Origin of the sequence: Streptomyces sp. R11 (assembly GCF_041051905.1) — a bacterium.
Classification (GTDB): Bacteria; Actinomycetota; Actinomycetes; order Streptomycetales; family Streptomycetaceae; genus Streptomyces.
Genome location: NZ_CP163432.1, coordinates 1,743,823 through 1,763,581, shown reverse-complemented (window position 1 = coordinate 1,763,581; position 19,759 = coordinate 1,743,823). Strand labels below are relative to the sequence as shown.

The 19,759-nt window shown below is 70.8% G+C and carries 16 protein-coding genes; 10 read left to right on the top strand and 6 right to left on the bottom strand.

Annotated features, from left to right (window positions below):
• The first annotated feature begins 21 nt into the window (after positions 1 to 21).
• From AB5J55_RS08015 to AB5J55_RS07995, 5 genes are all read left to right on the top strand, one after another.
• Positions 22 to 315 carry a hypothetical protein gene (locus AB5J55_RS08015; protein ID WP_369269976.1) on the top strand — a complete coding sequence of 98 codons (294 nt, stop codon included), beginning with the start codon at positions 22 to 24 and terminating at the stop codon, positions 313 to 315.
• A 20-nt stretch (positions 316 to 335) separates the two neighbouring features.
• Positions 336 to 530, top strand: coding sequence for a hypothetical protein (locus tag AB5J55_RS08010; protein ID WP_328428866.1), 195 nt, complete (start codon positions 336 to 338; stop codon positions 528 to 530).
• 260 nt (positions 531 to 790) lie between these two features.
• Entirely contained in the window at positions 791 to 1,087 is a 297-nt protein-coding gene (tatA, locus tag AB5J55_RS08005) for a Sec-independent protein translocase subunit TatA (RefSeq protein WP_369269975.1), read from the top strand.
• 47 nt (positions 1,088 to 1,134) lie between these two features.
• A complete protein-coding gene (gene tatC / locus AB5J55_RS08000; RefSeq protein ID WP_369269974.1) occupies positions 1,135 to 2,085 on the top strand; it encodes a twin-arginine translocase subunit TatC in 951 nt (316 codons plus the stop codon).
• Positions 2,086 to 2,200: 115 nt separating this feature from the next.
• Positions 2,201 to 5,053 (top strand): DEAD/DEAH box helicase, encoded by a 2,853-nt coding sequence (locus AB5J55_RS07995; RefSeq protein ID WP_369269973.1) that lies wholly within the window; start codon positions 2,201 to 2,203, stop codon positions 5,051 to 5,053.
• 132 nt (positions 5,054 to 5,185) lie between these two features.
• On the opposite strand, the gene helR is transcribed toward AB5J55_RS07995, so the two are convergent.
• From helR to AB5J55_RS07965, 6 genes are all read right to left on the bottom strand, one after another.
• On the bottom strand, positions 5,186 to 7,381 hold the full coding sequence (gene helR, locus AB5J55_RS07990) for an RNA polymerase recycling motor ATPase HelR (protein WP_369269972.1): 2,196 nt from the start codon (positions 7,379 to 7,381) through the stop codon (positions 5,186 to 5,188).
• A gap of 100 nt (positions 7,382 to 7,481) precedes the next feature.
• On the bottom strand, positions 7,482 to 8,684 hold the full coding sequence (locus AB5J55_RS07985; protein WP_369276128.1) for a glycosyltransferase: 1,203 nt from the start codon (positions 8,682 to 8,684) through the stop codon (positions 7,482 to 7,484).
• Between the two features lie 163 nt (positions 8,685 to 8,847).
• Positions 8,848 to 10,551 carry an allophanate hydrolase gene (atzF, locus tag AB5J55_RS07980; RefSeq protein WP_369269971.1) on the bottom strand — a complete coding sequence of 568 codons (1,704 nt, stop codon included), beginning with the start codon at positions 10,549 to 10,551 and terminating at the stop codon, positions 8,848 to 8,850.
• Positions 10,538 to 14,080 carry a 5-oxoprolinase/urea amidolyase family protein gene (locus AB5J55_RS07975; RefSeq protein WP_369269970.1) on the bottom strand — a complete coding sequence of 1,181 codons (3,543 nt, stop codon included), beginning with the start codon at positions 14,078 to 14,080 and terminating at the stop codon, positions 10,538 to 10,540. The genes atzF and AB5J55_RS07975 overlap by 14 nt, the downstream gene beginning before the upstream one ends.
• A complete protein-coding gene (locus AB5J55_RS07970) occupies positions 14,077 to 14,679 on the bottom strand; it encodes an urea amidolyase associated protein UAAP2 (protein WP_369269969.1) in 603 nt (200 codons plus the stop codon). The genes AB5J55_RS07975 and AB5J55_RS07970 overlap by 4 nt, the downstream gene beginning before the upstream one ends.
• The gene (locus tag AB5J55_RS07965; RefSeq protein ID WP_369269968.1) at positions 14,676 to 15,500 is read right to left on the bottom strand and encodes an urea amidolyase associated protein UAAP1; all 825 of its coding nucleotides are present in this window, start codon (positions 15,498 to 15,500) and stop codon (positions 14,676 to 14,678) included. The genes AB5J55_RS07970 and AB5J55_RS07965 overlap by 4 nt, the downstream gene beginning before the upstream one ends.
• Before the next feature lie 193 nt (positions 15,501 to 15,693).
• Here AB5J55_RS07965 and AB5J55_RS07960 point away from each other — a divergent pair, with 193 nt between their 5' ends.
• The 5 genes from AB5J55_RS07960 (at position 15,694) to AB5J55_RS07940 (ending at position 19,659) form a co-directional block, all read left to right on the top strand.
• The gene (locus AB5J55_RS07960; RefSeq protein WP_369269967.1) at positions 15,694 to 16,329 is read left to right on the top strand and encodes a TetR/AcrR family transcriptional regulator; all 636 of its coding nucleotides are present in this window, start codon (positions 15,694 to 15,696) and stop codon (positions 16,327 to 16,329) included.
• Between the two features lie 325 nt (positions 16,330 to 16,654).
• Positions 16,655 to 18,253 carry a sensor histidine kinase gene (locus AB5J55_RS07955; RefSeq protein ID WP_369269966.1) on the top strand — a complete coding sequence of 533 codons (1,599 nt, stop codon included), beginning with the start codon at positions 16,655 to 16,657 and terminating at the stop codon, positions 18,251 to 18,253.
• Positions 18,250 to 18,657, top strand: a complete 408-nt coding sequence (locus AB5J55_RS07950; protein ID WP_328428875.1) for a roadblock/LC7 domain-containing protein — start codon at positions 18,250 to 18,252, stop codon at positions 18,655 to 18,657. Before AB5J55_RS07955 ends, AB5J55_RS07950 begins: the two co-directional genes overlap by 4 nt.
• Positions 18,654 to 19,058, top strand: a complete 405-nt coding sequence (locus AB5J55_RS07945) for a DUF742 domain-containing protein (RefSeq protein ID WP_328428876.1) — start codon at positions 18,654 to 18,656, stop codon at positions 19,056 to 19,058. Before AB5J55_RS07950 ends, AB5J55_RS07945 begins: the two co-directional genes overlap by 4 nt.
• Entirely contained in the window at positions 19,039 to 19,659 is a 621-nt protein-coding gene (locus AB5J55_RS07940; protein ID WP_369269965.1) for an ATP/GTP-binding protein, read from the top strand. The genes AB5J55_RS07945 and AB5J55_RS07940 overlap by 20 nt, the downstream gene beginning before the upstream one ends.
• The last annotated feature ends 100 nt before the right edge of the window (positions 19,660 to 19,759 follow it).

The window sequence follows — 19,759 nt, the reverse complement described above, 5'->3', positions numbered from 1 at the left end:
CGAAGAAGGGGAGCAAGGGCTTTGAGCGAGTCGGCGACGTCCGGTGCGGTGGGAATGACGGTGGCGTCCGCGTTCGCCGGGATGAGAAGCGTGACCCCGGTGAAGTTCAGGGCGGGCTGCCCGGACTGCCGGGGCCGCTTCGAGCTCGCCGCGAGCGCCCTGCGCCTCGCCATCGGCGCGAGCAGCCGTACGACGTTCTACTCGTTCACCTGCCCCGAGTGCGGTTCGTCCGTCCGCAAGCCGGCCGGGGAGCGGATCGTCGAGCTGCTGACCGGCGGCGGGGTCAGCACCCTGCGGCTGCACTCCACGCTGTAGGACGGTCTAGGCTCGGCGTCATGTTCTGGCCGATGTTCGCGGTAGCTGTGGGTTTCCTGGGTCTCGCCGTTCTCGGTGTGCTCGCCGTGCGGGTCTTCCTGGAGGCGCAGCGCCTCGGCCGGCAGGTGACGGACTCCGCGCGGCGCATCAGCAGGGCGGCGGAGGACCTGGAGCGGGCGAGCATGAGCGCGGCTCGGGCTGTGGACACGCTCTAGCCCTGCCAAGGATTGGGTGTGAGTCCCTCCCCGCATGCGTTTTGGGCCACTTCGCCCTGTCAACTTGACGTCTCGGACAGGTACGCTGCTGGTCGCGGCCCGGAGAACGAGGCCCGGTCCGCGGACAGGGAGTACGCACGGGGATTGCCTGACGTTTACCCCTGAGCGTTACGATCGCTGTCAACGCGATCGTTCGGACACATGTCCGACCGATCGGACAGCACCCCACCCCAGTAGCCTCGGTGAGAAGGTAAAGACTTATGTTCGGAAGGCTCGGAGCCCCCGAGATCATTCTCATCCTCGTCGTCATCATCCTGCTGTTCGGCGCGAAGAAGCTTCCGGACATGGCGCGCTCGCTCGGCAAGTCCGCGCGCATCCTGAAGAGCGAGGCGAAGGCGATGAAGGACGACGGCAACAAGTCCGCCGCCCCGGCCGACCCGCCGAACAACACCAGCGACGACCAGCAGCCCCCGGCTCAGCGCGTGATCCAGGCCTCTCCCGGCGACGTGACCAGCTCGCGCCCGGTCAACGAGCCCACGGACACGACCAAGCGCTGACGCAGGGCCGGTGACCTCCGGCCCGCCGCACGAGATGGGAACGTGGGTTGCTGAAGTCTGCCCGCAAAGAGGAGAAGGATCCCGAGGGGCGGATGCCCCTCGCGGAGCACCTTCGTGAGCTTCGCAACCGGCTCGCGAAAGCGCTGCTCGCGATCGTGGTCATCACGGTCGTCGCTGCCTTCTTCTATCAGGACATCATCAACTTCTTCACCAAGCCGGTCCTCGAGTCGGTCGGCTGCCCGAAGTCGTTCGAGGAACTGGCCAAGACGTCACGCGATCAGAACCCGTGTGCGCAGATCACGATCAACGGTCTGCTCGCGCCGTTCACGCTGGCCCTGAAGGTGTCCCTGATGGCCGGTATCGTGCTCGCCGCACCGGTCTGGTTGTACCAGCTGTGGGCGTTCGTCGCCCCCGGCCTGCACAAGCACGAGCGGAAGTACGCCTACGCGTTCGTCGCCACGGGCTTCCCGCTCTTCCTCGCCGGCGCCTTCTTCGCCTACAAGGTGCTGCCCAAGACCGCCACCGTCCTGATCGAGTTCACGCCGTTCGGCGTCGACAACCTGCTGCCGCTGGACGACCTGCTCGACCTCGTCACGCGCATGGTGATCGTCTTCGGTCTCTCCTTCGAGCTGCCCCTGCTGCTGGTGATGCTCAACTTCACCGGCGCCATCACCGGCAAGCGCATGCTCGGCTGGTGGCGCGGCATGATCATGGGCATCACGGTGTTCGCGGCGATCGCGACCCCGAGCACCGACCCGCTGACGATGATGGCCCTCGCCGGACCGATCTGGATCCTGTACTTCGGCGCGGTCTTCGTCTCCCTGCTCAACGACCGCCGCAGGAGCCGCCGCGAAGCCATGGCGCCCGCCGACGACGAGGCGTCCGACCTCGATCTGACCCCCGAGAGCATCGGCGAGGTCGAGACGGTGTCCGCGAGCCGGGCGCTGCCCGAGCAGGCCACCACCGAGCGGGTCAACGGCTACGACGACGTGACCTGACCGAGGCGGAATCCAGGAACAGTGCGGCCGGGCGCCTACAGGGCGTGCCCGGCCGCTTCCGCTTCGCAGCCGTGAGCTGCGTGGATCGCGAGTTTGTCCAGGGACGATCCGGATAATGATCGTCCTGTTGTCAGTGGCGCCCGGTACGCTCGAAAGCACGATGACAGAGGACCTCTCACCGGCCGAGCGGTACGCGGCAGCGCGTAGGCGTGCTGCCGAGCAGGCCACGGCGCTCGCCTCATTCCGCGAGATGTACGACTTCGGCCTCGACCCCTTCCAGATCGAGGCGTGCCAGGCGCTCGAAGCGGGGAAGGGCGTGCTGGTGGCCGCGCCCACCGGCTCGGGCAAGACGATCGTGGGCGAGTTCGCCGTCCACCTCGCCCTGTTGCAGGGCAGAAAATGCTTCTACACCACGCCCATCAAGGCGCTGTCGAACCAGAAGTACGCCGACCTGTGTCGCCGTTACGGCGACGGCATGGTCGGTCTGCTCACCGGCGACAACAGCATCAACTCCGATGCCCCGGTGGTCGTGATGACCACCGAGGTACTGCGGAACATGCTGTACGCCGGGTCGCAGACCCTTCTCGGCCTCGGCCATGTGGTCATGGACGAGGTGCATTACCTCTCCGACCGCTTCCGCGGGGCCGTGTGGGAGGAAGTGATCATTCACCTCCCCGAGTCGGTCACGCTGGTCTCGCTGTCGGCGACCGTGTCCAACGCCGAGGAGTTCGGCGACTGGCTCGACACCGTCCGCGGCGACACCGAGGTGATCGTCTCCGAGCACCGGCCCGTGCCGCTGTTCCAACACGTGCTCGCCGGGCGGCGGATGTACGACCTGTTCGAGGAGGGCGAGGGCCACAAGAAGGCCGTCAACCCCGACCTCACGCGGCTGGCCCGCATGGAGGCGAGCAGACCTTCGTACCAGGACCGCAGACGCGGGCGCGCCATGCGCGAGGCCGACCGTGAGCGGGAGCGCCGACAGCGGTCCCGGGTGTGGACGCCGGGGCGACCCGAGGTCATCGAACGGCTCGACGCCGAGGGCCTGCTGCCCGCCATCACCTTCATCTTCAGCCGCGCCGCCTGCGAGGCCGCCGTCCAGCAGTGTCTGCACGCCGGACTGCGGCTGAACGACGAGGAGGCGAGGGACAGGGTGCGCGCCCTCGTCGAGGAGCGCACCGCCGCCATCCCGACCGAGGATCTGCACGTCCTCGGCTACTACGAATGGCTGGAAGGCCTGGAGCGCGGCATAGCCGCTCACCACGCGGGCATGCTGCCGACCTTCAAGGAGGTCGTCGAGGAACTGTTCGTCCGCGGACTGGTGAAGGCCGTGTTCGCCACGGAGACCCTCGCGCTGGGCATCAACATGCCCGCCCGGTCGGTGGTGTTGGAGAAGCTCGTCAAGTGGAACGGCGAGCAGCACGCCGACATCACACCCGGTGAGTACACGCAGCTGACCGGCCGTGCGGGCCGGCGCGGCATCGACGTCGAGGGCCACGCCGTCGTGCTGTGGCAGCGCGGTATGAGCCCCGACCACCTGGCGGGGCTCGCGGGCACCCGCACCTATCCGCTGCGCTCCAGCTTCAAGCCGTCGTACAACATGGCGGTCAACCTCGTCGAGCAGTTCGGCCGGCACCGCTCGCGCGAGCTGCTGGAGACGTCGTTCGCGCAGTTCCAGGCCGACAAGTCGGTCGTCGGGATCTCCCGGCAGGTGCAGCGCAACGAGGAGGGGCTGTCGGGTTACAAGGAGTCCATGACCTGCCATCTCGGGGACTTCGATGAGTACGCGCGCCTGCGCCGCGAACTGAAGGACCGCGAGAACGAGTTGGCCAGGCAGGGGGCGGCGGAGCGCCGCGCGGAGGCAGCGGTCGCACTGGAGAAACTCAAGCCGGGCGACGTCATCCATGTGCCGACGGGCAAGTACGCCGGTCTCGCGCTGGTGCTGGACCCCGGGCTGCCGGCCGGGCGGTCCAACGGTCACCGCGGCTTCGAGCACCACGACGGCCCGCGCCCGCTGGTCCTGACCGCAGAACGGCAGGTCAAGCGGCTCGCCTCGATGGACTTCCCGGTGCCCGTCGAGGCGTTGGAGCGGATGCGGATCCCGAAGTCCTTCAACCCGCGTTCCCCGCAGTCCCGTCGGGACCTCGCCTCCGCGCTGCGCACCAAGGCCGGGCACATCGCACCCGAGCGGCAGCGCAAGCGGCGCTCCCAGGCGGCCGACGACCGCGAGATCGAGCGGCTGCGCAAGGCCCTGCGCGCGCACCCCTGCCACGGTTGCAACGACCGCGAGGACCACGCCCGTTGGGCCGAGCGCTACCACCGGCTGCTGCGGGACACCTCGCAGCTGGAACGCCGTATCGAAGGCCGTACGAACACGATCGCGCGGACCTTCGACCGCATCGTCGCGCTGCTGACCGAGCTGGACTATCTGCGCGGCGACGAGGTCACCGAACACGGCAAGCGGCTCGCGCGGCTGTACGGCGAACTCGACCTGCTGGCCAGCGAATGCGTCCGCGAGCGGGTGTGGGAGGGCCTCAGCCCGGCCGAACTGGCCGCCTGTGTCTCGGCGTTGGTGTTCGAGTCGAGGGCCGCGGACGACGCCATGGCCCCGAAGCTGCCGTCGGGCAAGGCCAAGGCCGCCCTCGGTGAGATGGTCCGCATCTGGGGGCGGCTGGACGCCCTGGAGGAGGAGTTCCGGATCACCCAGTCCGAGGGCGTCGGGCAGCGTGAGCCCGACCTCGGCTTCGCCTGGGCCGCGTACATGTGGGCCAGCGGTAAGGGGCTGGACGAGGTGTTGCGTGAGGCGGAGATGCCGGCGGGGGACTTTGTGCGGTGGTGCAAGCAGGTGATCGATGTGCTGGGGCAGATCGCGGCGGCGTCTCCTGCGGAGGGCTCAACTGTGGCCAAGAGTGCACGCAAGGCTGTGGATGGGTTGCTGCGGGGGGTTGTTGCCTACTCGTCGGTGGGGTGACGCGTTCGCCGGGCGGGTGCGGGGTCGTCGCGGCTGGTCGCGCCCGCGCGGCGGAGCCGCATATCAATGCAGCCCCGCGCCGCTTCCCGGCATGTCATGCGTCCGTTCTCAAGACGAGTCACCCGTCCGTTCTCAAGACGAGCCCTCAAGGATCACCAGTTGCTGGGTCGCCCGCGTCATCGCCACATAGCGGTCCACCGCTCCCTCGATCCCGTCGCCGAACTCGTCCGGGTCGACCAGCACGACCAGGTCGAACTCCAGGCCCTTTGACAGCTCCGGGGTCAAGGACCGGACGCGGTCCGTCGGGGCGAACGTGGGGGCGCCGATGACGCAGGCGGTGCCTTCGGCATGCTCGGTGAGCCAGTTGTCCAGGATCGAGCCGAGGTCCGACAGGGATCCGTGTGCGACGGGAACCCCACCGCTGCGGATGGACGTCGGCACATTGGCGTCCGGGAGCGCCGCCCGGATGACCGGCTCGGCCTCCGCCATGATCTCTTCCGGTGTCCGGTAGTTGAGGCTCAGGGAAGCCAGGTCGATCCGGTCGAGACCGATCCGCTTGAGCCGTTCCTGCCACGACTCCGTGAACCCGTGCCTGGCCTGGGCGCGGTCGCCGACGATGGTGAAGCTCCGGGACGGACAGCGCAGTAGCAGCATCTGCCACTCCGCGTCGGTGAGTTCCTGGGCCTCGTCCACGACGACGTGAGCGAACGGGCCGGCGAGCAGGTCCGGGTCGGCCGTGGAGACTTCGGACTCGTCGACGAGGCTGACCTGGGCGTCCTCGCCGCGCAGCATGGTCACCAGGCCGATGCCGTCGTCGCCGTCGGCGCCGGAGTTGGCCACGGCCTCGATCAGGTTGTCGACGACCTGGGTCATGCGCTCGCGCTGGGCGGCGATGACGGCCGCGTGCCGGCGCTTGCTCCGTGCCGCCTCCGGGTCGCCGAGGCGCTGCCGGGCCGCGTCCAGGAACGGCAGGTCGGACACCGTCCAGGCCTGGGCGTCCGCGCGCTGCAGCTTCTGCACCTCGTCGCGGCTGAGCCAGGGAGCGCACAGCCGCAGGTAGGCGGGGACCGACCACAGGTCGGAGACGAGGTCGGCCGCCTCGAGCAGGGGCCAGGCGCGGTTGAAGGCCGTGAGCAGCTCCCTGTTGCGCCTCAGCGACCTGCGGAGCAGGTCGGCCGAGACGGCTGCGTCGTCACCGGAGGCGTCGGCCTCGTGCTTGTCCACCAGGATCGTGAGCAGTTCCTCCCAGACCTGCTCGCGCGCCTCGTTGTGCGGAGTACCGGGCTCCGCCGCTTCGAACGCCACGGCCCAGTCGTTGGCGCTCAGCCAGATGTCGGACCAGTGGGTCGTGACCGTCATGCCCTTCGTGGGCGGCTCCTCGTAGAACCTGACGGCCTTCTCGAGCGCCTTCACCAGGTCCGCGGACGACTTCAGGCGGGCCACCTCCGGGTCGGCCTCGGCGGTTGCCGCGGCTCCCTCGGCGACGAGGTCACGCAGGATGCAGGTCTGCACGCCCTCCTCGCCGAGGCTGGGAAGGACGTCGGAGACGTAGTCCAGGTACGGCCGGTGCGGACCGACGAACAGCACGCCGCCCCGGCGGTGACCGAGCCGGGGGTCGGAGTACAGGAGGTAGGCGGAGCGGTGCAGGGCGACGACGGTCTTCCCCGTACCCGGGCCGCCGTCGACGACGAGGGCGCCGCGCGACCCCGCGCGGATGATGGCGTCCTGGTCGGCCTGGATGGTGCCGAGCACGTCCCGCATCCGTGGCGACCGGTCGCTGCCGAGGCTGGCGATGAAGGCGGACTGGTCGTCGAGCGAGGCATGGTGGCCGGCGAACCCGTCCGGGGTGAACACCTCGTCCCAGTAGTCGCTGATCCGGCCGCGGGTCCAGCGGTACCTGCGACGGCTCGCCAGGCCCATCGGGTCGGCGTGGGTGGCTCCGAAGAACGGCTCGGCCGCCGGGGAGCGCCAGTCGAGCAGCAGCCGCCGGCCCGTGCTGTCGGTCAGGCCGAGCCGCCCCACGTACACCGGCTCGGAGTCGTCGGCGCCGACCATGTGACCGAGGCACAGGTCCAGGCCGAAGCGGTGCAGGGTGCGCAGGCGGGCGGTGAGCCGGTGGATCTCGGTGTCCCGGTCCATGGCGTCCCGGCCCATGCCGCCGGGCGCCCTGCGCGCGGCGTCGAGGCGGTCGGTCAGGTCGGCGGTCGTCTCCTCGAGGCACCGCGCGATGGCCGCGAAGTGCTGCTCGTCGGCTGCGATCAGCTTCGGGTCTGCCTTGAGGGAGAGACGGTCGGGAAGGTTGAACGCGCTGGTGGTCAGGTATGTCATGGCAGTTGCTCCGAATGTGCGGTCGATGGCGACCATCGCGCGGCGAAAGGCGGCGCCTGGGAAGAACACGCGTGGTTCACGCGGACGCGGGCGGCCAGGGTCAGCCGACCATGTCGAGCAGCAGCTTCGCGGCCACGTCCGCCCCGTCGGTGCGGATCGTCGCCGCCACGGCGGCTGCGCGGGTGCGGGTGTCGGGGGTCAGGGCCGTTTCGAGCGCGGCCGACAGGGAGTCGAAGGTCGGCGTCGGACCGTCGTGTGCCGTGCCGATGCCCAGGTCGGCCACACGGCCGGCCCAGTACGGCTGGTCGGCCAGCTGGGGCACCACGACCTGAGGCGCGCCGACCCGGGCGGCCGTGGACGTCGTACCCGCGCCGCCGTGGTGCATGACGGCGGCCACGCGCCGGAAGAGTGCCTGGTGGTTGGCCTCACCCACGGCGAAGCAGTCGTCCTGGTCGTCGATCAGGGCGAGATCGGCCCAGCCGCGGGAGACGAGGACGCGGCGGCCCTGCGCGCGAACCGCGTCGATGGCCACCTGGGCGGCGTCCGCCGCGGCATGCATGGGCATGCTGCCGAAGCCCACGTACACCGGCGCGGTGCCGGCGTTCAGGAACGCCTCCAGGTCGGCCGGGAGCGGACGGACGTCGGGCAGGACCCACGCACCGGTCTGGACGACGTCGAGGCCCGGCATCTCGTGCAACGGGTCCAGGACCGGGTCCGTCGCCACCCAGGGGCTGTCGCCGAAGACGTGGTCGCGGACGTCGTCCACCGGCGGCAGGCCGTTCGACGCCCGGTTCGTGTTGAGCGCCTCCCGGAACAACTCGTTGATGCTCTGGGCGTCCAGGTCCCACAGCACCCGGTTGTCGGTCACCTCCGGCGGGAACGGACGGCCCCGGTACGCCAGCGGCCGGCGGTGCGGCGACGGCAGCGTGAGCTGCTGAAAGGTCACGGACACGGAGCGGATGCCCAGCTTCTCGGCCACCGACCGGGCACCGGCCGCAGCCGGCATCATGCCGGTCGCCACCAGCAGGTCGCAGCCCTCGGCCGCCGCGGTGACCGCCTCGAACTGCGCGGCGATCACCTGGGCCGCGCGCTCAGGCATCGACGGCGGCGGCACTGCCTGCGTCAGCTCACGCGCCGACGGTCCGACCGGCACCATCGATACACCGACCTCGGCCAACCGCCGCGCGAAGTCCTCGTCCGGCGGCGCGCACACCCGCACCTCGGCGCCGAGTTCCCGCAGGGGCACCGTGAGTGCCGCGAGCGGTTCGACATCTCCGCGCGACCCATAGGTCGACAACAACACACGCACTACGTGACTCCCCGTTTCCGCAGGTCTTGGCCTTAGGCGGGAGATTCTGCGGCACGAGGGGGGCCTTGCCGCAAGCCCCCCAATGCGTTATAAGTTAATAGTGGCAAGGAGAGCGTTACCTCCTTGCCCTTCGTGTTTTCAGATGCCCTCCGTGGTCTCAGGCGCGGTCGCCCCTGAGATACCCCCGCCAGCCGCCGTACGACGTGATGTCCTCGGCGTCCGCCAGGGCCGCGGGCTCGCACAGGAACCCCGGGACGTGGCTGCCGTCCGCCAGTTCCACGCGCCCCAGGGCCATCGGCCGGGGCAGGCCGGCGAGGAGCCGGCCGAGCCCCTCCGCCGGGAGCCGCCACACCTCCGCCTCGATCGCCGCTCCTCCCGCGCCGGGGCCGACATGGACCAGGCCCGGCTTGGGCGGGGACGTGGGCAGTGCGTGCAGCCGGTAGACGGGGGCCGTGGCGATCGTACGGTCGAAACGGGCGCCCAGGGCGAGAAGCTGCGGGTTGAGGGGCTGGCCCGTGAGGTGCGCCCCGACCACCGCGAGGCGGACCTCCGGCTGGAGCAGGCCGGCGATCCGGGCCAGCCGGTCGTCCGTGAACGCGGGGCCGAGCAGCATCACGCCGAAGGGCAGGCCGTTCACCTCACCGGCCGGGACGGCGACCGCCGCCAGGTCGAACAGGTTCGTGGAGTTGGTGAAGCGGCCCAGCCGGGCGTTGGCGCCGAGCGGGTCCGCGGCCACCTCGGCGAGGGTCGGGTGGCCCGGCGCGGTGGGGAGCAACAGGGCGTCCGCGTCGGCGAGTTCGGCCTCGGCGCGGGCGCGCAGGGCGGCGAGTCGGTCCTGGTCGGCGAACAGCCGGTGGGCCGGGATGTCGCGGGCGCCGGTGATGATGCCGGCGACGGTGGGATCGAGGGCCGTGTCGGCCTCGGCCATCGCCTTGTCGACAAAGCTCCCCACGGCCGTGTAGCGCTCGGCGACGAAGGCGCCCTCGTACAGCATCGCGGCGGCCTCGGTGAAGGGGGTGAGGTCGAGGGGGCGGATGTCGGCGCCCGCAGCTGCGAGCTGCCGTACGGCCGCCTCGTAGGCCTCGGCCCAGCCCTCGTCCAGTTCGCCGAGCTGGTGCGTCGGCGGGACCGCGATGCGCCAGGGCCCCGGCGCCCGTCCGGGGAGCGCGGGCAGGGCGCGGGCGGGCGGGGACGCCATGAACGACAGTGCCTGCTCGGCCTCCCGAAGCGTCCGCGCGAACACCGTCACGCAGTCGATCGACGCGCAGGCCGGGACGACGCCCGCCGTCGGCACCAGGCCCCGGGTGGGCTTGAGGCCGACGATGCCGTTGAAGGCGGCCGGGACCCGGCCCGAGCCGGCCGTGTCCGTGCCGAGCGCGAAGTCGACGATTCCGAGTGCCACCGCGACGGCCGAGCCGGAACTGGAGCCGCCGCTGATCCTGGCCGGGTCATGGGCGCCCCGGACGGCACCGTAGGGGGAGCGGGTGCCGACCAGGCCCGTCGCGAACTGGTCGAGGTTGGTGGTGCCGAGCACGATCGCACCGGCCGCCCGCAGCCGGGCGACGACGGGCGCGTCGGCCTGGGGATCGTAGGCGTACGAAGGGCAGCCCGCCGTCGTCGGGAGGCCCTCGACGTCGATGTTGCCCTTGGCCGCGAACAGGCGCCCCGCGAGCAGGAGTCTCTCCCCGCCGGACACCCGCTCGTCGATCAGCCGGGCCTGCGCCTCCACCTCCTCCTGAGGGCGCAGGCCGATCCAGATCTCGGGGCGGCCCGTGGCGTCGATGCGGGCGTAGGCCGCGCGGACGCGGGAGACAGTGGTGGACATGCGGTGCTCCTCGACTTTCGACTCACCTGTCTGCAAGCTCGTTTGACGGGTCGCTTCCTCGGGCGGGCGCGAGGACCACCAGAGCAGTTCCCGCCTCCACCTGGTCCCCGGGCCCGGCCAGGATCTCGGCGACCACGCCGGTGATCGGCGCGTGCACCCTGGACTCCATCTTCATCGCCTCCAGGGCGAGCAGCGGCTGTCCGGCCGTCACCTCGTCACCCGGCCGGACGTTCACCTGCCAGACGGACGCCGCGAACTCGGCCTCGACGAGCCGGCCGCCGGCCGGCACGGTCACCTCGGCCGGGGGTGCGGCGGGCGCCACGGCAGCATCCGCCCGCGCGAACTCGCCGGCCGCCTCCCACGCGTCCCGCTCCGCCGCGAAGGCCGTCTGCTGCCGGGCCCTGAACTCCGCGATCGACTCGGCGTGCTCGTCGAGGAAGGCCCGGTACTCGGCGAGCGAGAACGTGCCCTCCTCGATGCGCGGCACGAACCGCCCGGACGTGAGGTCCGCCCGCAGCTCCAGGAGTTCCTCGGCGCCCACCGGATACCATCTGATCCGGTCGAAGAACCGCAGCAGCCAGGGCGACCCCGGCTCGAAGGCCCCGCGCTGCTGCCACCCCGACCACACCTGGGTCGTACGGCCCACGAACTGGTAGCCGCCCGGCCCCTCCATGCCGTAGACGCACAGGTACGCCCCGCCGATGCCGACCGAGTTCTCCGCCGTCCAGGTGCGAGCCGGGTTGTACTTGGTGGTCACCAGACGGTGGCGGGGGTCCAGCGGGGTCGCCACCGGGGCGCCCAGGTACACGTCGCCCAGCCCCAGGACCAGGTACTCCGCGTCGAAGACCGTGCGGTACACGTCCTCCACCGACGCCAGGCCGTTGACGCGGCGGATGAACTCGATGTTCCACGGGCACCAGGGCGCGTCGTCGCGCACCCCCGCCATGTAGCGGGCGATCGCCTCGCGGGTGGCCGGGTCGTCCCAGGAGAGGGGGAGATGGACGGTGCGGGAGGGGACGACGAGCTCATCGGTGGGCGGTAGCGATGCGACCATCTCCCGCACCTCGGCGAGGAGTTCATGCTGCGGCAGCCGGTTCGGATCGGTGCGGATCTGGAGCGAGCGGATGCCCGGGGTCAGGTCGGCGATGCCGTCCCGGCCCGCCCCGGCCACCGTCTCCATCAGCGCGTGGACGCGCATGCGCAGGGCCAGGTCCAGCTGCATCGGCCCGAACTCGACCAGCAGATTGTCGTCACCGCTGCGCCGGTACGTCACATCGCCGTCGCGGGCGAGGATGCCGCCGTCCACGAGAGCCGGGCGGGGGGCGCCGGCCACGTCCACCGGCAGGAAGCGCACGGTGTCCCCCGGGCGCAGCTGGCCCAGCTTCCAGCGCTCGGTGCTGATCACGGTCGCCGGGCACACGAACCCGCCCAGCGACGGGCCGTCCGGGCCGAGCAGCACCGGCATGTCGCCGGTGTAGTCGACGGCTCCGACGGAGTACGGCGTGTCATGGATGTTGGACGGGTGCAGGCCCGCCTCACCGCCGTCGGTGCGCGCCCAGCGAGGCCTCGGACCGACGAGCCGGATGCCGGTCCGCGCGGAGTTGAAGTGCACCTTCCAGTCGGCGGCGTAGAAGTCGCGGATGTCGTCCTCGGTGAAGAACTCCGGGGCGGCATGCGGCCCTTCGACGGCGGCCACCTGCCATGCGGAGCCGAAGGACGGGCGGTCCGGCACGGGAACCGGGGTTCCCTCGGTGACCGCCCCGCCGTGCAGTACGTCGCCCGTCCGCAGCGTGCGTCCGCCGTGGCCGCCGAAGCGCCCGAGCGTGAAGGTGCTCGCGCTGCCCAGGAACGCGGGGACGTCGAGACCGCCCGCGACGAGGACGTACGTCCGCAGACCGTGCTCGGCCGGCGCTCCGACCTCCAGTACGGCTCCCGCCGGCACCGTCACCGGCTCCCACTGCACCGCCGCCCTACCGTCGACGGTGACCGTGGCCGGGGCGCCCGTCACGCACACGGTGGTGGCGTGCGTGAACCTCAACGCCGGCCCCTGGAGCGTGCATTCGAGCCCCGGGGCGCCCTCGGGGTTGCCCAGAGCCCGGTTGCCGAGTCGGAAGGACAGGTCGTCCATCGGGCCGCTGGGCGGCACGCCGACCTGCCAGTAGCCGGTGCGGCCCGGCCAGTCCTGCACGGTGGTGAGGGTGCCGCCGGCGACGACCTCGATGCGGGGCGTCGGGTCGGTGACGGTCGCGAGGGTCGCCGTCGAGTGGGTGGCATAGCGGAAACGGCGGTCGGCGAGCGCCGCGCGCACCAGGCCGAGGTTCGTCTCGATCCCGTCGATCCGGGTGCGGGCCAGCGCCTCGTCCAGCCGGCGCAGCGCGTGCGCGCGGTCGGGGCCGTACGCGATGATCTTCGCGAGCATCGGGTCGTACGACGTCGTCACCTCGGTGCCCGTCTCGACCCAGCCGTCGACCCGCACCCCGTTCGGGAACTCCACCCGCGTCAACAGGCCCGCGCCGGGCCGGTGATCGCGCGCGGGGTCCTCGGCGTAGAGGCGGGCCTCGACGGCGTGACCGCGCGGGGTGCCCGGGTCGCGGACGACGTCCCGCTCGCCCCGCGCCAGGCGCAGCATCCAGGCGACCAGGTCGACGCCGTAGATCTCCTCGGTGACCGGGTGCTCCACCTGAAGGCGGGTGTTGACCTCGAGGAAGTAGGCCTCCTCGCGGGCGGCGTCGTACACGAACTCGACGGTTCCGGTGGAGCGGTAGCCGACCGAGGCGCACAAGTCATGCGCGGCGGAGGCCAGTTGATCGCGTATGAGGGCCGGGAGGCTTGGCGCCGGGGCCTCCTCCAGCACCTTCTGGTTGCGGCGCTGCAGCGTGCAGTCCCGGTCGCCGAAGGTCACCACCGCGCCCTCGCCGTCGCCGAAGACCTGGACCTCGATGTGGCGGGCGTGCTCGACGAGCCGTTCCAGGAAGACACCGGCCGAGGAGAAGGAGGCGGCGGCGACACGCTGGACGCGCTCCCAGGAATCGGTCAGTTCGTCGGCGGAGCGACATGCCGACATGCCGATTCCGCCACCGCCGCCGGTTGCCTTGAGCATGACGGGATAGCCGATGACCTGGGCTTCTTCGAGGGCCTCGGTGAGCGACCCGAGCAGACCCGTCCCCGGTGCCAGTGGTACGCCCGCCGCCGTCGCCGCCGCCCGCGCCGTGTGCTTGGCTCCGAACAGCTCCAGTTGCTCGGGCGTCGGGCCGACGAACACGATCCCGGCGTCCTCGCAGCGCCGGGCGAACGCCGCGTCCTCCGACAGGAAGCCGTACCCGGGGTGGATCGCCCCGGCCCCGCTGTCCTTGGCCGCCTTCAGGATCAGGTCGGCGTCGAGGTACGACTCCTTCGCGGGTGCGGGGCCGAGCCGTACGGACTGGTCGGCGAGCCGGACGTGGGGCGCGGACCGGTCGGCGTCGGAGTACACCGCCACTGTCCTGAGGCCCAGTTCGTGTGCCGTGCGGATGATCCGGACCGCTATTTCGCCCCGGTTGGCGACCAGTAGCGTGTCGAAGCTCATGCGCTGCCCGCCTCCGTGACCGTCATCTGCACGGACGTCGGCTCGAATCCGTTGCAGGGGTTGTTGATCTGGGGGCAGTTGGAGACCAGGACCAGGACGTCGCGCTCGGCGCGCAGGGTCAGGGACAGGCCGGGTGCCGAGATGCCGTCGACGATGCCGAGCGTGCCGTCCTTTTCGACGGGCACGTTCATGTACCAGTTGATGTTGGAGACGAGGTCGCGTTTGCCGAGTCCGTGCTTGGCGCCTTCGGCGAGGAAGTTGTCCACACAGGCGTGCTGCGACCAGGTGTGGTGGCCGTACCGGAGCGTGTTCGACTCCTTGGAGCAGGCGCCGCCGACCGTGTCGTGGCGGCCCACGTCGTCCGCGACCACCGTCATCAGCGGGGTGTGCTCGTTCGACATCAGCACACTGCCCGTGGTCAGGAAGATGCTCCCCTGGGCGTGGATGGTGTCGGGGGCGCTGTAGCGGACCGATGTGTCGTGGGCGTCGTGGACGAGGAAGTCGACTGCCTGGTTGCCGTGCAGGTCGGTGATGGTGAGCGTCTCGCCTGCGCGGACGACGTGCGACCAGGCGGCGCGGGCGGCAACGACGGTCTTCATGCGAGCCCCCTCGCGGCAAGGAACTCGGCGGTGTTGAGGAGGGCGCGGCGGCCCTCGGGCGTGGCGTCCCACAGGGGGTCGCCGGGCGCGGTCGGCCCGGCCCGCCAGGCGAGGACCTCCAGCGGGGTGCTGACGTATTCGGCGCGGGGATCGACTGGATGCGGCACATTGGCGATCAGCACGGTCACGTCCTGCTCGGCGCGCAGGGTCACGCTCGCGCCGGGTCCGGCCGAGCCGGTGAAGTCCAGGGTGCCGTCCTCGCGGACCTCCACGCCCTGGAAGAAGGACAGCGAGGGCGGCAGATCCCGGGGCTCCAGGCCGTTCTTCGCGGCGGCCAGCTTGAACAGTTCGCGGCCGGCGGGGGAGGGGGACTGCGGGGTGCCGTCGCCGTACCGCCCGGTGTTGCGTACGAGCGTGGAGGTGCCGCACAGGGCGTCGTGCCGGCCGGAGGTGTCGGCGACGACGGAGGCGAGGACGCGGCCCTGGTCGGAGAGCAGCAGGCGGCCCTCGCCGAGGTAGGCGTTCCACTGCACCTTCACCGTGTCGGCGACGTTCAGCCGCTCCCAGGGGCGGTCGGCCACGAACAGCAGCAGATGCGCGCAGGCGTCGCCGCGCAGGTCGGTCAGCCGCAGCTCCGTGCCGCGGGCGAGCACCCGGTGCGTGTAGTTGCCGCCCGCCACCGTCTCGGCCCACACCAGATGGCCCGCCTCGCAGGGCGGGTCCGGCCAGTCGGTGGCCGGGACGACGGGCATCGCCTCGGCGCGGGCCCCTTCCTGGGCACGGGCATGGTCACGGGCTCCGTACGTGGTCGCTGTCGCCATTCGCGGGACCTCCGGCTCGGGAGTGGGCCTGCGGGTTCATTTCTGTCGCGCGACAGAAATTAGGAGCACGGCGCGTCACGGGCATTGCCCGGGTGTTGCCGGTCGGTTACCGAGCCCTCACGGAGATCGCCCCCAGGCGGCCGCGCCGCGCGGGAAGATCTCCCGGCCGGGGCCGTGTGCGAGGATCGAACGCATGGGAACAGCGGGTGGACCGGCGGGTCGCCGGGTCGGCAGGCCGCGGGCGGCGCAGCGGCCGGACAGCGGCCTCTCGCCGCGCGACGAACTGCTCGCCGCCGCCGCGGAGTTGTTCACCACCCGGGGCTACGCCGCCACCACCACCCGTGCCGTCGCTGAGCGGGCGGGCATGCGGCAGGCGTCGATGTACCACTACGTCTCCGGCAAGGAGGAACTCCTCGCCGAGCTCCTGGAATCCACCGTCACGCCCTCGCTCGCGTATGCCCGCGAGCTCCTCGCCGACGATTCGGCCCCGGCCGAGGACCGGCTGTGGGAGCTGTGCCGCACGGACGTGGAGCTGTTGTGCGGCGGACCGCACAACCTCGGCGGGCTCTACCTGCTGCCCGAGGTGCGTGCCGAGCGGTTCGCCGGCTTCCACGCCGTGCGCGCCGAACTCAAGGACGCCTACCGCCAGTTGCTGGCCGCCACGGCCGCAGGCGGCGCACTCGCCAAGAGCGAGCTGGAGCTGCGTACGGATCTGCTGTTCGGTCTGATCGAGGGTGTCATCCTCGTCCACCGGTCCGACCCGGAGCGCCCGGTGTCGGTCTTCGCCGAGGCCACGGCCGATGCGGCGCTGCGCATCGCCGGGATCTGAACCGGTCGCCGACCGCCGACCGGAACCCGATCTTCACCCGTCACGGTGAGTATTCTTCGCACGCCCATACGCCGTGACGCACCGTGTACGAATGTAATCCGAGCGTATAAATGGGGTTGAGGGTACTACTGCCGCGCGCCCTGTTTCAGGTGCTTGCTGAATATGACACGGCGATGATCCGGTCGGACTAAGCTCGCCCGCAGCGCACCGAGTTGAGGTGTAATCGTGCGCTTGTTCCCAAACATGCAGAAGATCCCGACATACCCATGACGTACCCCACTGCAAGCTCCCCCTACACCCACCCGATTCGTTTCAGAGGGCCCACATGGTGAGCGTTCAATCCCCGCCCAGTCGCCGTGAACTGCCGTACGCGCGCGCACTGTTGCTCCCGGCGATACTGATGGCCGCGGCGATCGGAGCAGCCGTCGCCGTGGTGGCTGAACCGGCACGGACGGCCGTCGGTGTGAGCGGTGCCGTTGCCATGCTGCTGGTGCTGGCAGCCGTGGCCGAAGCGGTGCGCCGCGGTCGCGCCCTGCGGGACGTGCGGGCCGAGCACGCCCGTCACACTGCGTACCTGGAACGGCGTATCGCCTCCCACGACGAGGAGATGAAGCGCCTCGCCACGGAGATCACGCCCGCGGCGATCTACCGGCTGCGCTGCGACCATTCACCCCATGAGGTGATTCGCGACCTCGCCCTGATCGACCCCTCCTACGCCCAACTCCCACCGGCACAGGTGGAGTTGGTGAAGTCGATGCTCAACATCGTCGACCGCGAGGAAGCCCTGCGCGACTCCGCCCAGCGGTCCTTCGTCAACATCGCCCGCCGCGTCCAGTCGATCGTCCACCAGCAGTCCGAGGAACTCCGGGAGATGGAGGAGGACCACGGCCGTAACCCCGAGGTCTTCGACGACCTGCTGCGCATCGACCACGGCACCATGCTGATCGGCCGGCTCGCCGACTCCATCTCCGTGCTCGGCGGCGGCCGCCCCGGTCGGCAGTGGCCCAACCCGGTCCAGCTCTACAGCGTGCTGCGCGGCGCCATGTCCCGGATCCTGGAGTACCGCCGCATCAAGCTGGACTCCATCGTCGCGGTCAACGTGCGCGGCATCTCCGTCGAGCCGGTCATCCACGCCGCGGCCGAACTCCTCGACAACGCCACCCGGTACTCACCGCCGCAGACCGAGGTGCACGTCACCGCCACCGAGGTGCAGACCGGCATCGCGATCGAGATCGAGGACGCGGGCGTCAGCCTCAGCGAGGAGGCCCGCGCCCGGGTCGAGAACATGCTGGAGCGCGCCAAGGAGGGCAGCGACCTCCAGGAGCTCGGCGAGTCCCCGCGGCTGGGTCTCGCTGTCGTCGGCCGTCTGTGCACGGCGTTCAACATGCAGGTCTCCCTGCGCACTTCCGCGTACGGCGGGGTCCGCGCGGTCCTCATCATCCCGCGCGAGATGCTGACCACCGACCCCGCGCCCGGCTACGCCCACGGCATCGGCGCCGCCGCCGCGCCCGACCTCAGCCCCGGCGCCCTCGAAGGTCCCAAGCGCACCCCCAAGAAGCGGCGGCCCACCAGCCCGAAGATCCCGGCCGCGGTCTCCATGGAGGACGACGTCCCCGTGGTCACCGAGTGGACCGCCAACGGGCTGCCGCAGCGCCGCAGCCGGGTCAAGACCCCGCTCAGCAAGCGGATCGCCGAGCAGGCGGCCATCGAGCAGGCCGAACGGGAGGGCAGGCCGACGATCTGGTCGACGGCCAAGCCGGAACCCGAGCCCGAGCCGGCGGTGGACGAGCCCGCACCCGGTGCGTGGGTCGAGGCGTTCTGGAACGGACTCAAGGACAAGCCCGACCCCTACACACTCCAGCCGCGAACCCAGCCGGGCCGACCGGCCCGTACCGAGGCCGACGACGAGGGGGACCTCAAGTGATCCAGCAGCGCGCCAACTTCGACTGGATGCTCAAGGAGCTCCACGACGGCGTACCGGGCATCGAGATGATCGTGGTGCTCTCCGCCGACGGACTGCGCATCGCCCGCTACGGCGGCGACCCGGACACCGCCGACCGCGTCGCCGCGGCCTGTGCCGGTCTGCAGAGCCTGGCGACCGCCGTCGCCACGGAGATCCCCAACAGCGACGGCAAGATGAAGATGGTCCTCATCGAGATCAACGGCGGCTACTTCTATCTGATGGCCGCCGGCGCCAACGCGTATCTCGCCGTGCTCTCCGACACGTTCGCCGAACCCGGACTGATGAGCAACCGCATGTCGGACCTCGTCAGCCGCATCGGGGCCCATCTCACCAGTCCGTCGAGGCGCAACGGGCAGACCGTATGACTCCTCCGAAACGCCAGCGGCGATTTCCCAAGGAGCCGTTGCCCCCGCCGCCACCGCCACCCCGGCCGGGAGTGAAGAAGAACCCGGAACGGCTCTTCGTGGTGGCGGGGAAGGACGGTGCCGAGCGCGCCGAGCTCGACCTGGTCACCTTAATCGTGGCGAGCGCCGTCCCGTCGCCCTCCTCCGCGCCCGAGCAGACGGCGCTGCTCCGGCTCTGCACGACCCCTCTGTCCGTGGCCGAACTCTCGGCCTACCTGAATCTGCCGTTCAGCGCGATGACGGTCCTGCTCACCGACATGCTGACGGCCGACCTGGTGACGGCGCGCGCCCCCCTCGTGCGCCAGTCCGTCGCCGACCGGTCCCTTCTCGAAGCGGTGATGCATGGACTTCAAAGGCTCTGACACCATCCCCGGTCCACGGACCGAGGACCAGCTGCCGCACACGGCCGAGGCCGCGGTCAAGATCGTGATCGTGGGCGGTTTCGGGGTCGGCAAGACGACGATGGTCGGCTCTGTCAGCGAGATCAGGCCGCTGACGACCGAGGAGACCATGACGCAGGCCGGCATCGGTGTCGACGACAACTTCGGCTCGGACACCAAGACGGCCACGACGGTGGCGATGGACTTCGGCCGCATCAGCATCACCGACCAGCTCGTGCTGTACCTCTTCGGCACCCCCGGCCAGGAGCGCTTCTGGTTCCTGTGGAACGGGCTGTTCGAGGGCGCGCTGGGCGCGGTCGTGCTGATCGACACGCGTCGGCTGGAAGTCAGCTTCGACGTGATAGGGCGTCTCGAGGAGCGCGGCGTGCCGTTCGTCGTCGCCGTCAACTCCTTCCCCGACGCGCCCCGTTACCCCGTCGACGACCTGCGTGCGGCCCTCGACCTGGACCCGGAGATCCCCATCGTCGAGTGCGACGTACGCCGCCGGGCCTCCAGCCGTGACGTCCTGATGACCCTGATGCGCTTCCTGCACTCGCTCGCCATGTCGGGCGCGCTCAGGTAGGTCCCGTCCGCCGGATCGATCCCACGCCCGTGCATCCGGCGACTCCTGCAACCCCTTGCATCCGCATCCGCCCTGACTCCCCTGACACCGGATCCACTTC